Annotated in this window: 10 protein-coding genes; 5 read left to right on the top strand and 5 right to left on the bottom strand. The window is 59.7% G+C overall.

Annotation, left to right across the window (positions count from 1 at the left end; translation table 11 throughout):
* Positions 1-73: 73 nt before the first annotated feature.
* The gene (locus HK44_RS04485; RefSeq protein ID WP_019689570.1) at positions 74-2002 is read left to right on the top strand and encodes a transglycosylase SLT domain-containing protein; all 1929 of its coding nucleotides are present in this window, start codon (positions 74-76) and stop codon (positions 2000-2002) included.
* Positions 2003-2144: 142 nt separating this feature from the next.
* Here HK44_RS04485 and HK44_RS04480 read toward each other — a convergent pair whose 3' ends face one another.
* Both HK44_RS04480 and HK44_RS04475 read right to left on the bottom strand, forming a co-directional pair.
* Positions 2145-3176 carry a Fic family protein gene (locus HK44_RS04480; protein ID WP_019689569.1) on the bottom strand — a complete coding sequence of 344 codons (1032 nt, stop codon included), beginning with the start codon at positions 3174-3176 and terminating at the stop codon, positions 2145-2147.
* 75 nt (positions 3177-3251) lie between these two features.
* The gene (locus HK44_RS04475) at positions 3252-5045 is read right to left on the bottom strand and encodes an ABC transporter transmembrane domain-containing protein (protein WP_019689568.1); all 1794 of its coding nucleotides are present in this window, start codon (positions 5043-5045) and stop codon (positions 3252-3254) included.
* Positions 5046-5303: 258 nt separating this feature from the next.
* Here HK44_RS04475 and HK44_RS04470 point away from each other — a divergent pair, with 258 nt between their 5' ends.
* Entirely contained in the window at positions 5304-5483 is a 180-nt protein-coding gene (locus HK44_RS04470) for a PA1571 family protein (protein WP_019689567.1), read from the top strand.
* A gap of 170 nt (positions 5484-5653) precedes the next feature.
* Here the strand turns inward: HK44_RS04470 and pdxB are convergent, their stop codons facing one another.
* Positions 5654-6796 carry a 4-phosphoerythronate dehydrogenase PdxB gene (pdxB, locus tag HK44_RS04465; RefSeq protein WP_019689566.1) on the bottom strand — a complete coding sequence of 381 codons (1143 nt, stop codon included), beginning with the start codon at positions 6794-6796 and terminating at the stop codon, positions 5654-5656.
* 282 nt (positions 6797-7078) lie between these two features.
* On the opposite strand from pdxB, the gene HK44_RS04460 reads away from it, so the two are divergent.
* A complete protein-coding gene (locus HK44_RS04460; protein WP_024264741.1) occupies positions 7079-8488 on the top strand; it encodes an MATE family efflux transporter in 1410 nt (469 codons plus the stop codon).
* Between the two features lie 49 nt (positions 8489-8537).
* Here HK44_RS04460 and tusA read toward each other — a convergent pair whose 3' ends face one another.
* Together tusA and rlmM are read right to left on the bottom strand one after the other, a co-directional pair.
* Positions 8538-8789 (bottom strand): sulfurtransferase TusA, encoded by a 252-nt coding sequence (gene tusA / locus HK44_RS04455; RefSeq protein WP_019689564.1) that lies wholly within the window; start codon positions 8787-8789, stop codon positions 8538-8540.
* 224 nt (positions 8790-9013) lie between these two features.
* The gene (gene rlmM, locus HK44_RS04450) at positions 9014-10087 is read right to left on the bottom strand and encodes a 23S rRNA (cytidine(2498)-2'-O)-methyltransferase RlmM (RefSeq protein ID WP_019689563.1); all 1074 of its coding nucleotides are present in this window, start codon (positions 10085-10087) and stop codon (positions 9014-9016) included.
* Positions 10088-10309: 222 nt separating this feature from the next.
* On the opposite strand from rlmM, the gene acnA reads away from it, so the two are divergent.
* Positions 10310-13060 carry an aconitate hydratase AcnA gene (gene acnA / locus HK44_RS04445; RefSeq protein WP_019689562.1) on the top strand — a complete coding sequence of 917 codons (2751 nt, stop codon included), beginning with the start codon at positions 10310-10312 and terminating at the stop codon, positions 13058-13060.
* 125 nt (positions 13061-13185) lie between these two features.
* The gene (locus tag HK44_RS04440) at positions 13186-13977 is read left to right on the top strand and encodes a CPBP family intramembrane glutamic endopeptidase (RefSeq protein WP_019689561.1); all 792 of its coding nucleotides are present in this window, start codon (positions 13186-13188) and stop codon (positions 13975-13977) included.
* Positions 13978-14019: the final 42 nt, after the last annotated feature.

The raw sequence follows: 14019 nt of genomic DNA, 5'->3' as shown, positions 1-14019 counted from the left end.
AAAAGGCTAAGCTATAAATAATCAGTGCTGGCATTTGCAGGCACTTGTCGTGTTTTTTCTGCCCGGATGTCTCATGCGCAGTCGCCTTTTCAGTTTTTTATCGTGTTTGCTTCTTTCTGCCGCTGCCGTTCAATCCGCCCAGGCGGTGGACCTGTCCACCCAACGCCAATATTACGACGAAGCCAAGCGCGCCTTGGCCAAAGGTGATACCGGCCCGTATTTTCGCTACAGCCAGGAGCTGAGCGATTACCCGCTGGAGCCGTATCTGGCCTATGACGAGCTGACGGCGCGCCTGAAAACCGCAAGCAACGATGAAATCGAAAGATTCCTTGCCGAGCACGGCGACCTGCCGCAAGCCAACTGGATGAAATTGCGCTGGTTGCGCTGGCTGGCTGAGCGGGGTGACTGGTCAACCTTCGTCAAATACTACGATCCCAAGCTCAATTTCACCGAACTGGACTGCCTCAATGCGCAATACCAGATCGGTCATAACCTCAAGTCCGAAGGTTACGCCAACGCTGACAAACTCTGGCTGACCGGCAAATCCCAGCCTGAAGCCTGCGACTCGTTGTTTGCGCAATGGGCCGCCGAGGGCCAACTGACCGAACAGAAACGCTGGGAACGCCTCAAACTCGCCGCTCATGCACGCAACTATGCGCTGGCCAACAGTTTGATCAACAACATGACCACTCTGGCATCGCGTGGGCGCTTATTGGTTGACGTCGCGCAAAGACCTGAAATGCTCGACCAGCCTTCGCGCTTTACCCCGGCCGATGAAGCCATGTCCGACATTGTCAGCCTTGGTCTGCGCCGCTTCGCGCGCCAGGATCCAGACCGGGCGATGGCCCTGCTCGACAGTTATGCCGCCAGCATGCACTTTTCCAGCGAAGAAAAAGTCGCTATCGCCCGTGAAATCGGCCTGACCCTGGCCCGTCGCTTCGACAGCCGCGCCCTCAACGTGATGACCAAATACGACCCGGATCTGCGCGACAACACCGTATCCGAATGGCGCTTGCGCTTGCTGTTGCGCCTGGCACGTTGGGACGATGCCTATCAGTTGACCCGCCGCCTGCCACAGGATCTGGCCCTTACCAATCGCTGGCGCTACTGGAAGGCCCGCAGCCTGGAGCTGGCCCAGCCGCAAAACCCGGAAGCGCAAACCCTGTACAAGAGCCTGGCCCGTGAGCGTGACTTCTATGGATTCCTTGCCGCCGACCGCTCGCAATCACCTTATTCGCTGACCAACAAACCGCTGATGTTGAGCCCGGCGCTGATCAACAAGGTTCGCAATACGCCGGGCATACGTCGGGCGCTGGAATTCCTTGCCCGCGGGCAGATCGTTGACGGGCGCCGCGAGTGGTATAACGTCAGCCGTCACTTCAGCCGTGACGAAATGGTTGCCCAGGCAAAACTGGCGTACGACCTGAAATGGTATTTCCCGGCGATCCGCACCATCAGTCAGGCGCAGTACTGGGATGACCTGGACATTCGTTTCCCGATGGCCCACCGCGATACCCTGGTACGTGAAGCCAAGGTCCGCGGCCTGCATTCGAGCTGGGTATTCGCCATTACCCGCCAGGAAAGCGCCTTCATGGACGACGCCCGCTCCGGCGTCGGCGCCAGCGGCCTGATGCAGTTGATGCCCGGCACCGCCAGGGAAACCGCGCGCAAGTTCAGTATTCCGCTGGCCTCGCCGCAGCAAGTGCTGGAACCGGACAAAAACATCCAGCTCGGCGCGGCCTACCTGAGTCAGGTCCACAGCCAGTTCAACGGCAACCGTGTCCTCGCCACCGCAGCCTACAACGCCGGCCCCGGCCGTGTTCGCCAGTGGCTAAGCGGTGCCAACCACCTGAGCTTCGATGTCTGGGTGGAAAGCATTCCGTTCGACGAAACCCGCCAGTACGTACAGAACGTGCTGTCTTACTCGGTGATCTACGGCCAGAAACTCAACTCGCCGCAGCCGCTGGTGGATTGGCAGGAGCGGTATTTCGACGATCAATAACCGGGTTACGTAGGGGCTGGCGAAGCCTGCGATCTTTTAATCTTGCTTTGAGACCCCAACAAAAAATGCCCGCATCGATTGATGTGGGCATTTTTATTGCCGCCAAAAAACGTCCAAACACGACCCGAACCTTTGGCAGCGCCTATCGGCCGAACTGTCTGGCAACCTGCTGACCGTGTGTGGTCAGTCGGTACCGCTGAGCAGGGCTATTGGGTGAGTCGGGATCAGTCATTTCAATCCACCCGGCAGCAAGCGAGGGTTTGAGATAGTTGGCCCGGAAGGTCGCTTTGTGGGACAGCCCCACCTCTGCCATCAGCTCATTGACCTTGAGTGGAGAGCTGCCATCAAGCACACGCAACAATCGCGCTACTTGGTCGGTTACTTGGTCGGTTACTTGGTCGGTCAGAGGCGAACTTCGGACCGCTTCTTCGAGCGCTACGCTCAACGCCTGCAACATGAACTCGACAAATGGTGTCGCTTCAGCCAGTTGATCAGCCGCCGACAACGCCGCGTAATAGTCATCCTGTTGCGCCCGAATCACCGCTTCAACCGGCAGATAAGCCAGTACCGGTCGCCAACGACTGAGTATCGCGGTTTGCCAGAGACGGCCCATGCGTCCATTGCCATCGGCAAACGGGTGAATGAATTCGAACTCATAATGAAATACACAACTGATAATCAGCGGATGCCAATCAGAGCCTGCGAGCCACGCCAGTAAGTCATCAATCAAATGTGCAACGCGGCTCGGCGGTGGGGCCATGTGAACCAATTGGTCACCGCGATAAATGCCAACCCCGGCCCGGCGAAACTGTCCGGCATCATCAATCAAGCCATGCATCAATAGCGAATGAGCTTGCAGCAAATCAGCCCGCGTACTCGGCTGCCATTGCGGCATGGCTTCATAAGCTGCGAAAGCATTGCGAACTTCCTGGATTTCCCTGGGCAAACCCAGTACTCGCTCACCCGCCAGAACGGCGGTGACCTGCTCCACACTCAGGGTATTGTTCTCGATCGCCAACGAGGCCTGAATCGTACGAATCCGGTTGCCACGACGCAGCTGTGGCGTTTGCCGGGAGTCGTCCACAGCTGAAAGCCGACCAATTTGCTCGCTGATCTCGGCGATCAACGTCAGCATTTTGGCCGTCAGTGTCAACGGTGGCTGGTAACGACTCATTTTCTGTCCTGGCCTGTAACAAAGGTCGACATAGTGCCCGAATGCAAGGCCATACAGCACCTCCAATTTGCCTGGTCATTCTGCCCCGAAAAGATCGCCGTCTTCGGCGACGCCTACAAACTGCAACGCTGCCAGCCGCGCATACAGCGCATTGCTGGCGATCAGTTCATGGTGTGTACCCACCGCTACCAGTTTTCCCTGGTCCATCACTGCGATCCGGTCGGCGTTCTTTACCGTGGCCAGGCGATGGGCGATGACCAGCGTGGTGCGGTTTTTCATCAGGCTGGGCAGCGCTTGCTGGATCAGGTGTTCACTTTGCGCATCAAGGGCACTGGTGGCTTCGTCCAGCAGCAGGATCGGTGCATCCACCAATAACGCCCGGGCGATGGCCAGGCGCTGACGCTGACCGCCGGAGAGTCCGAGGCCGCCGTCGCCCAGATGCGTCTGGTAGCCATTGGGCATTTTTTCGATGAAATCGTGAGCGTAGGCAATCTTCGCCGCTTCCTGGACCTGGGCCAGGGTCGCCGAGGGTTTTCCATAGCGGATGTTCTCTTCGATGCTGCCGAAGAACAGCGCCGGGTTTTGCGACACCAGCGCGAAACACCGGCGCAAATCCATAGGATCAAGTTGGGTCAACGGCACGCCGTCGAGCAGGATGCGGCCCGCTATCGGATCGTAAAAGCGCAACAGCAGGTCATAAACCGTCGACTTGCCGGCCCCCGAAGGTCCGACCAGCGCGAGGGTTTCGCCGGCCTTGATGGTGAGGCTCAAACCATCGATAGCGTAGCTTTCGGGCCGCGACGGGTAGGAAAAGCGCAGATCTTCGAGCAGCAAATCGCCACGTACTCGATCAGGCAATGTCACTTGCCCCGAGACCGGTGGCTGGATGATGTTTTCCGAGCGCAGCAACTCGGCAATTCGCTCAGCCGCGCCGGCCGCCCGCTGCAGCTCGCCAATCACTTCGCTCAAAGTGCCAAAGGCACTGCCGACGATCAGGCTGTAGAACACGAAGGCCGCCAGCTCACCCGCGGAAATGCGACCGGCGATCACATCCATGCCGCCGACCCACAGCATCACCGCAACCGCCCCCAGCACCAGCATGATCACCAGGGTAATCAGCCAGGCGCGCTGGACGATACGTTTGCGTGCGGTGTCGAACGCCTCTTCCACGGTGACGGCGAAGCGTTGTTCGTCCTGCACCTGATGGTTATAGGCCTGCACGGTTTTGATCTGGCCGAGGGACTCCGACACATAGCTGCCGATGTCGGCAATGCGATCCTGGCTCAAGCGTGACAGGCGGCGAACCCGGCGGCCGAAGATCAGAATCGGGGCGATCACCAACGGCAGCGTCACCACCACAATACTGGTGAGTTTCGGGTTGGTGATAAACAGCAGCACGACTCCGCCAATGACCATCAGCAAATTGCGCAGAAACAGCGACAGCGACGAGCCGATCACCGATTGCAGCAGCGTGGTATCGGCCGTCAGGCGCGACTGGATCTCGGAACTGCGGTTGTTCTCGTAAAACCCCGGGTGCAGGTAAATCAAATGATTGAACACCTGTTGACGGATATCGGCCACGCAACGCTCACCGATCCACGACACCAGGTAAAAACGCATGAAAGTGCCGATCGCAAGGCCCAACACCAGCAACATGAACACGCCGATGGACTGGTTGAGCAACTGCGGTGACTGGGTCATGAAGCCCTGGTCCACCAGCAGGCGAATGCCCTGCCCCATGGACAAGGTAATACCGGCAGTGACGATCAGCGCCAGCAAGGCACCGAGCGCCTGCCAACGGTAAGGTGCAACAAAACGACTGGCCAGGCGAATCGCGCGGCGGTGACGGGCAGACAGCATCAGGATCATCCGAAAGCGCAAACTGAAAGAATCAACCCGGCCAAGCCTACACCGGTCAATCCGCCGCAACGCTGTAAATCTCAATGAGTCAGGTTAAATATGACCACTGACAATAGAGCCTAGATGTTATCGGTCTAAAGTCCGGCTAGAAGTCCGGGGTTATTTCTGATGGACTGGTAGTGCCGCCTTGTCCCCTGTAGGGAGTTGTCACAGCTTGGTCATTTGGTGGCTCTACAGTAAACGCACAACCTGATGAGGAGACAGGCCATGTCCTTGCAAAACAGCAGCGATGACAAGATTCAAGTGATCCGCACCCGGCCAGACCAGTCTCTGGGGTGCTCCATCATTGACGCTCAAGGGCGCGAAGTACCGATCACTGAAGATATGATCCAGAGTGCGTGCCGCGAACTGGAACAACGGTTGGTCAAGCCTGCCAAGCAAGATTGATACATAGCCTTACGTCTTCCTACCCGGCCCCTTGGCCGGGTTTTTTATTACCCGTTCGAGAGTAATGCCGTCTGTCAGGGCCTCATCGCGAGCAAGCTCCCACAGTGGATTTTCGGTGTTTACAAAACCCTGTGGGAGCGAGCCTGCTCGCGATGAGGTCGACTCGGTCCCTAGATAGCCACCGCCCCCAGCGCCGCCACCATTTGCCGCAATGCCGGCGACTCACCCTCAATGCGCACCTTCAGCCCGTCAATCTCACGCCGTTCAGGGTAATGCTTGCGCAGCAAGTCAAACGCCGTGCGCTGCTCGGCACCGCTGACCACCAGGCTGCGGCGGAAATCCGCGTCATCGCGGCGCGGGTCGTACACGCCACGGCAGACCATCGCCAAGGCCCAGGCCGGATCACAGCTGGCGTTCAAATGGACTTGCGCCAGCCACGGTGCCGGCAACAGCTCATCAAGGGAGACCTGGGCCGGTTGCCCGAGGAACTGGCAAAACGCCTGATAGATCTGCGCAGTGCCGCGCTGCTTGCCGTCAAGGCTGTAACCGGCGATATGCGGGGTGGCGATCACACACAGCTCGGCCAAGCCAATATCGACGCTCGGCTCGCCTTCCCACACGTCCAGCACCGCTTGCAGATCTTCGCGCGCCAGCAGCACTTCACGCAGCGCGGTATTGTCCACCACCGGACCACGGCTGGCGTTGATCAACCAGGCGCCGGGCTTGAGCTGGTTCAAACGGTTTTCGTCAAACAGGTGCCAGGTCGAATGCTCGGCGTTGTTGCTCAACGGGGTGTGCAAACTGATAACGTCGCATTGCCCGATGATCTGCTCCAGGCTGACGAAATCGCCGCCTTCGACCGCCTGACGCGGTGGATCGCAGACCAGCACCTTCCAGCCCAGACCTTGCAGAACCTTGACCAGCCGACCACCGACTTCACCGGCACCGACTACCCCGTAAGTGCGCTCGGCCAGATCGACGCCTTCGATTTCGGCCAGGGTCAGCAGGCTGCCCAACACGTAGTCGACCACGCCACGGGCATTGCAACCCGGCGCGCTGGACCAGGTGATGCCGGCCTGCTGAAAGTAGTCCAGATCCAGGTGATCCGTACCAATGGTGCAGGTGCCGACAAACCGCACGTTGCTGCCTTCGAGCAAGTCGCGGTCGACGTTGGTCACCGAACGCACCAGCAGCACATCGGCTGCCTTGACAGTGGCACGGTCGATGGAGCGTCCCGGTACGCGGCGTATTTCACCGAAACCTTCAAAGAACGAATCGAGCAGCGGGATATTTTCGTCGGCAACAATCAGCATGGCAGGCTCCTTTGGCGGATCGGCAGTGTAGGCGTAGATGAAGGTGATGAGCCAGCAGACAATGCACTACTTGTGGCGAGGGAGCTTGCTCCCGCTGGACTGCGTAGCAGTCCCATTTTTAGGGCCGCTTCGCGCCCCAGCGGGAGCAAGCTCCCTCGCCACAGGGATGTCGAAACGTCCGGCAACCGATTACAAATCCCTAACACAGGAATTTTCCTGACTGTGGCGTCAATGCGTAGAATGCGCCGCCTTGCGCATCAAACCTCTTTGGACGCTCCGCCTGTGAATTCCGTAACTGACAGCCTCGTCGCTACTTCCCTCAACCGCCCGGCCCGGGTTCGCCTGGAGCTTAAAAGCCTGCTTGGCCTGGCGCTGCCGATCATGATCGCGCAACTGGCAACCACTGCCATGGGCTTTGTCGATGCGGTGATGGCCGGCCGGGTCAGCCCACGGGATTTGGCGGCGGTCGCACTGGGTAATTCGATCTGGATTCCGATCTACCTGCTGATGACCGGGGTTCTGCTGGCCACCACCCCCAAGATCGCCCAACGCTTTGGCGCAAAGCAGCACGAAGAGATTGCGCCTCTGGCACGCCAGGCCTTGTGGCTGGCACTCTGTGTCGGACTGATGGGCAGTGGCCTGCTGCTTGGCGCCGAGCCGATCCTTCACTGGATGAAAGTCGACCCGCAGTTGATTGAGCCGAGCATGGGCTACTTGCACGGTATCGCCTTCGGCTTTCCCGGCATTGCCTTCTACTACGTACTGCGCTGCTACAGCGATGCCATGGGTCGCACCCGACCAAGCATGGTCATTGGCTTGAGCGGTCTATTGCTGAACATTCCGGTGAACTACGCGCTGATCTATGGCCATTTCGGCCTGCCGGCCCTCGGCGGCGTCGGTTGCGGCTGGGCCAGCGGCATCGTCATGTGGTTCATGGCGCTGAGCATGGCCGGCTGGACCCGCTGGGCGCCCTTCTATGCCCCTACGCGTGTGCTGGTGCGTTTCGATCGTCCACAGTGGGCGGTGATCAAACGTCTGGTCGGCATCGGCCTGCCAATCGGTATCGCGGTATTTGCCGAGTCCAGCATCTTTGCGGTCATCGCCCTGCTGATCGGCAGCCTCGGATCGACTGTCGTGGCCGGACACCAGATCGCCCTGAACATCAGCTCGCTGCTGTTCATGATTCCTTACTCCCTGGGGATGGCGGTCACCGTGCGGGTGGGTCAGGCGCTGGGGACCGGCAACCCGTATCAGGCAAGCTTCGCGGCGAAAGTCGGCCTGGGCGCGGCACTGGTGTTTGCCGCATTCTCGGCGAGCCTGATTCTGTTCATGCGCGAACCCATTGCCTCGATTTACACCGCCGACAAGACCGTTATCCAGATTGCCTCGATGCTGATCGTCTATGCCGCGCTGTACCAGTTTTCCGATGCCATCCAAGTGATCTGTGCCGGCGCCCTGCGCGGTTATCAGGACACCCGGGTGACGATGATCCTGACGTTGTTCGCCTATTGGGGGATCGGCCTGCCGGTGGGGTACGTACTGGGGTTGACCGACTGGTTCGGCCCGGCCAGCGGCCCGAGCGGGCTGTGGGAAGGTCTGATTGCGGGCCTGAGCTGTGCGGCGCTGATGCTGTCGATCCGCCTGACGCGCAGTGCACGCAAGCGGATCCGCATCAGTCGGGCAGTGAGTTAAGCGACGGTAAAAAGAAGGCCTGCAAACGCAGGCCTTTTTTTCGGGTCCGTTAATCGGACTTCTTGCGAATCCAGTACAGATAAGTCCCGGCATCTTCATGCTGTCCAACCAGTTCATGGTCCAGAAACACGCAGAACTTGGGAATGTCGCGACGGGTCGACGGGTCGGTGGCAATCACCTTGAGCAGACCGCCAGGCACCAGGTCACGAATATGCTGGTGCAGCATCATTACCGGCTCCGGGCAATTGAGGCCGGTGGCGTCGAGGGTGCCGTCTACCGGCGCATTAATCATTTCACTCATGATCCACTCCTGAAACTGGCCAGCATTGTCGCGCAATGTCGGCTCACTTAACAGATCGTACAACGCGTAACTGTGGTGAGGGAGCTTGCTCCCGCTCGGCGGCGAAGCCGTCGTAAAACCTGTGCACCCGGTGTTCGTGCTGCTACTGGGGCGCTGGTTTCAGGGCTGCTTCGCAGCCCAGCGGGAGCAAGCTCCCTCGCCACACAACCCCCCGCGGATAGAAATCAGCGGGTTTTCGGTTTCTTTACGTCGTGCCGGCGCAAATGGCAGGTCACTTCTTCGCGGTCGTGGTACAGCTGTTTGCAGCCGATATCGACCCGAATGCCACGCGCCTCGAAGCCTTCTGCAATGCGCTCAAGCAAGCGCTTAACTTCGGCATAACGTTGCTTCATCGGCAGCTTCAGGTTGACCACCGCCTCGCGGCAATGCCCCTCGCCAATCCACTCTTCCAGCATCGCCGCGTTGCGCGCCGGCTTCTCGACGATGTCGCAGACCATCCAGTCCACCGGTTGCCTGGGCTTGAAGGTAAAACCGTCCGCCATCAAGTGCTGAACCAGCCCGGTGTCCATCAGGCTTTCAGCCATCGGGCCGTTATCGATAGCCGTCACCAGCATGCCGCGATTGACCAGTTGCCAGGTCCAGCCGCCCGGTGCGGCGCCGAGGTCGACGCCGGTCATGTCGCTGTGCAGACGTTCATCCCACTGATCACGCGGGATGAAGTGGTGCCATGCCTCTTCCAGCTTCAGGGTCGAACGGCTGGGCGCTTCACGCGGGAACTTCAGGCGCGGAATGCCCATCGGCCACATCGCCGAGTTGTTGGCCTCGGCCAGGCCGACGAACACTTCACGGCCGCTTTTGAAGGTCAGCAGCAAACGCGGCTTGCTGGCGTCGTCCACCAGCTTGCCGGCCCCGGTCAGCGCCTTGCGCAGCGGGCCTTCGAATTTCTTGCAGAAGTTCGACAGCTCTTTGCCGTCGTTGGTATCGACCACTTCCAGCCACAGGCTGCCGCACGTCGGGAAGCTCGCCAGATGGGCGAGGATCACGCTGATGCGGTCGGTTTCCGGCAGATCGATGAAAATACCGCGCGCCCATTGGCGCGGAAAAATCAGCTCGGCGAAACGCTGCCCGCGCATCAGGCGCTCGGCGCCGTCTTCTTCGGTGCAGACAAACTCGGCGCAGGCGCTGGCGGCTTTGGCCTTGGCATAACCGGCCACGTTCAGCCGCGCGGCGTGTTCGGAAATCTCGGAACAGACTTCGCCTTCGAAGCCCGGTCGGCAATGCATAAAGAGGGTGTTCATTATTACTCCTGGGCAGATGGCGAGACATTCAACCACTGCGCGATGCCCAGACTTGCGTTGAAGCAAAGCCTGTCACGAAAACCGGCGCATGATAGCCGAGTTCGCAACGCCGGACTTGTCCATAGCGTCCGGTTATTAGCCTTAATGTCCAAACAGGGCTAGGTTAAGAACTCTGTCTGTCCCGCCAGTCCGTAGCCGTGCGGACCAAAAGGAGTCATTTCAATGCCGTCCCTCGATAGTCTGAAGACCCTTAAAACGCTGAAAGTAGACGACAAGACCTACCATTACTTTAGCCTGCCGGAAGCCGCAAAATCCTTGGGCGATCTCGACAAGCTGCCGATGTCACTCAAAGTCCTGCTGGAAAACCTGCTGCGCTGGGAAGACGAAAAAACCGTCACCGGCGCCGACCTCAAGGCCCTCGCCGCCTGGCTCAAAGAACGGCGCAGCGACCGGGAAATCCAGTACCGCCCCGCGCGCGTGTTGATGCAGGATTTCACCGGCGTACCAGCGGTGGTCGACCTCGCGGCCATGCGCGCCGCCATGGCCAAGGCCGGTGGCGATCCGCAGCGAATCAATCCGCTGTCGCCGGTGGACCTGGTGATCGACCACTCGGTGATGGTCGACAAATTCGCCAGCAGCACGGCCTTCACCCAGAACGTCGACATCGAGATGCAGCGTAATGGCGAGCGTTACGCCTTTCTGCGCTGGGGCCAGAGCGCCTTCGACAACTTCAGCGTCGTACCGCCGGGCACCGGCATCTGTCACCAGGTCAACCTGGAATACCTTGGCCGCACGGTGTGGACCAAGGATGAGGACGGCCGCACCTATGCCTTCCCGGATACGCTGGTCGGCACCGATTCCCACACCACCATGATCAACGGCCTCGGTGTACTCGGCTGGGGGGTTGGCGGCATCGAAGCGGAAGCAGCGATGCTCGGCCAACCGGTGTCGATGCTGATCCCGGAAGTGATCGGTTTCAAACTCACCGGCAAACTCAAGGAAGGCATCACCGCCACCGACCTGGTGCTGACCGTCACCCAGATGCTGCGCAAGAAAGGCGTGGTCGGAAAATTCGTCGAATTTTATGGCGACGGCCTCGCCGAGTTGCCGTTGGCGGATCGCGCGACCATCGCCAACATGGCCCCGGAATACGGCGCCACCTGCGGTTTTTTCCCAGTGGATGAGGTGACACTGGAGTACCTGCGCCTGTCCGGTCGGCCCACCGCCGTGGTGAAACTGGTCGAGGCCTACTGCAAAACCCAGGGCCTGTGGCGTCTGCCCGGTCAAGAACCGGTGTTCACTGACAGCCTGGCGCTGGACATGAGCAGCGTCGAAGCCAGCCTCGCCGGCCCCAAACGCCCGCAGGACCGGGTGTCGCTACCGAATGTCGCCCAGGCTTTCACTGACTTCCTCGGTTTGCAAGTCAAGCCCGCCCGCCCCACCAGCAAGGACGAAGGCCGCCTCGAAAGCGAAGGTGGTGGTGGCGTTGCCGTCGGCAATGCCGATCTCGTGAGCGAAGCGGATTACGAGTACGAGGGCCAGACGTATCGACTGAAAAACGGAGCCGTGGTGATTGCCGCCATCACCTCGTGCACCAACACCTCCAACCCGAGCGTGATGATGGCTGCCGGGCTGGTGGCCAAAAAAGCCGTGGAGAAAGGACTCAAGCGCAAACCGTGGGTGAAAAGTTCTCTGGCGCCGGGTTCCAAAGTGGTCACCGACTACTACAAGGCCGCCGGCCTGACCCAATACCTCGATCAACTGGGCTTTTCTCTGGTCGGCTACGGCTGCACCACCTGCATCGGCAACTCCGGGCCGTTGCTGGAACCGATTGAAAAAGCCATCCAGAGCTCCGACCTGGCTGTCGCCTCGGTGCTGTCCGGCAACCGTAACTTCGAAGGTCGCGTGCACCCACTGGTGAAAACCAACTGGCTGGCCTCACCGCCGCTGGTCGTCGCGTATGCCTTGGCCGGCAGCGTGCGCATGGACATCAGCAGCGAATCGCTGGGTGAAGGCAAGGATGGCAAGCCGGTGTACCTGCGGGACATTTGGCCAAGCAGCAAGGAAATCGCCGACGCCGTGGCGCAGGTCGACACCGCGATGTTCCATAAGGAATACGCCGAGGTGTTTGCCGGGGACGCGCAGTGGCAAGCCATCGAAGTCCCGAAAGCGGCGACCTACGTCTGGCAGAAGGATTCCACCTACATCCAGCATCCGCCATTCTTCGATGACATTTCCGGCCCCCTGCCGGTGATTCAGGACATCAGCGGTGCACGCGTACTGGCGCTGCTCGGCGATTCGGTGACCACCGACCATATCTCCCCCGCCGGCAACATCAAGGCCGATAGCCCGGCCGGACGTTACCTGCGTGAACAAGGTGTGGAACCGCGAGACTTCAACTCTTACGGCTCACGTCGCGGCAACCATGAAGTAATGATGCGCGGCACGTTTGCCAACATCCGCATTCGCAACGAAATGCTCGGTGGCGAAGAAGGCGGCAACACGCTCTACATTCCGACCGGGGAGAAACTGGCGATCTACGACGCCGCCATGCGCTATCAAGCGGCGGGAACCCCGCTGGTGGTGATTGCGGGTCAGGAATACGGCACCGGTTCAAGCCGTGACTGGGCGGCCAAGGGCACCAACCTGCTGGGCGTCAAAGCAGTGATTGCCGAGAGCTTCGAACGGATTCACCGTTCCAACCTGGTGGGCATGGGCGTGCTGCCGCTGCAATTCAAGCTCGACCAGAACCGCAAGAGCCTGAACCTGACCGGCAAGGAGACCCTCGACATTCAAGGGCTGACGGGCGTCGAGCTGACGCCGCGAATGAACCTGACGCTGGTAATCACCCGCGAGGACGGCAGCAACGAGAAGGTGGACGTGTTGTGCCGGATCGACACGCTGAACGAAGTGGAATACTTCAAGGCAGGAGGGATCCTGCATTATGTGTTGCGGCAGTTGATTGCTTCATAATGTCGCACTGACAAAAACACCGCCTTTGGGCGGTGTTTTTGTTTGCTTTGAGAACGTCCCTTTAATCGCACCGCTCCCACAGTGGATCACGTCACACTGCAAAATCCCGGAAACAAGGACTTCACATGATTGCTCTGCCATGGCTCTACCTGGCACTCCTCTCCATCGGCTACGCACTGGCCCTGATCTTCAGCCAACTCGGCTGGCTGGCGGCCATTTCCGTCGGGTTGTTAGTGTTTGCCGGTTTTGCCGTTCGCCAACCACAGATCGAGGTCGGCCGCGTCCTGGGTCACGGCCTGTTCGTTTTCCTGGCGGTAGCGCTGGCAATGCACTGGCTTCCCGGTTTCTACAACGGTCGCGGTATCGGCCCGGAACGCTTCAGCGCTGATGCCATGCCGTTTTCCATGTACCTGAATCTGGACAAACCACTGATTGGCTTCTGGCTGTTGCTGATGTGCCCGTGGATTGTCAGACGCCGCTCCCTGCGCCTCTCACTTTGCGCCACCGCCGCGGCACTGACCTTTAGCGTGCTGACCGCTCTTGGTGGCGCGCTGCTGCTGGGCATGATCAGTTGGGCGCCGAAGTGGCCCGATCAAGGCTGGCTCTGGGTACTGAACAACCTGCTGCTGGTGACGCTGGTCGAGGAGGCGCTGTTTCGCGGTTACATTCAGGGCGGCTTGAGTCGCTGTCTGCAACACCTGCGCTACGGCGAACACCTCGCCCTGCTTGGCGCCACGTTGTTGTTCGGTCTGGCACACCTCGGCGCTGGCTGGCAATGGGTGCTGCTGGCGAGCCTTGCCGGAGTCGGTTACGGGCTGGCGTACCGTTTCGGTGGGCTGGGGGCCGCCATCGCCACGCACTTTGGTTTGAATCTGCTGCACTTTGGTCTTTTTACTTACCCGATGCTGGCGGGTTGAAGATCAACGAATGTGCGCCAGCGCTGAATATTGAAAAATAAT

It is taken from the genome of Pseudomonas fluorescens HK44, assembly GCF_000217955.3.
Taxonomy (GTDB): Bacteria; Pseudomonadota; Gammaproteobacteria; order Pseudomonadales; family Pseudomonadaceae; genus Aquipseudomonas; species Aquipseudomonas fluorescens_AQ.
The sequence above is the reverse complement of the archived record's forward strand: the minus strand, read 5'-3'. Positions and strand labels throughout refer to the sequence as shown.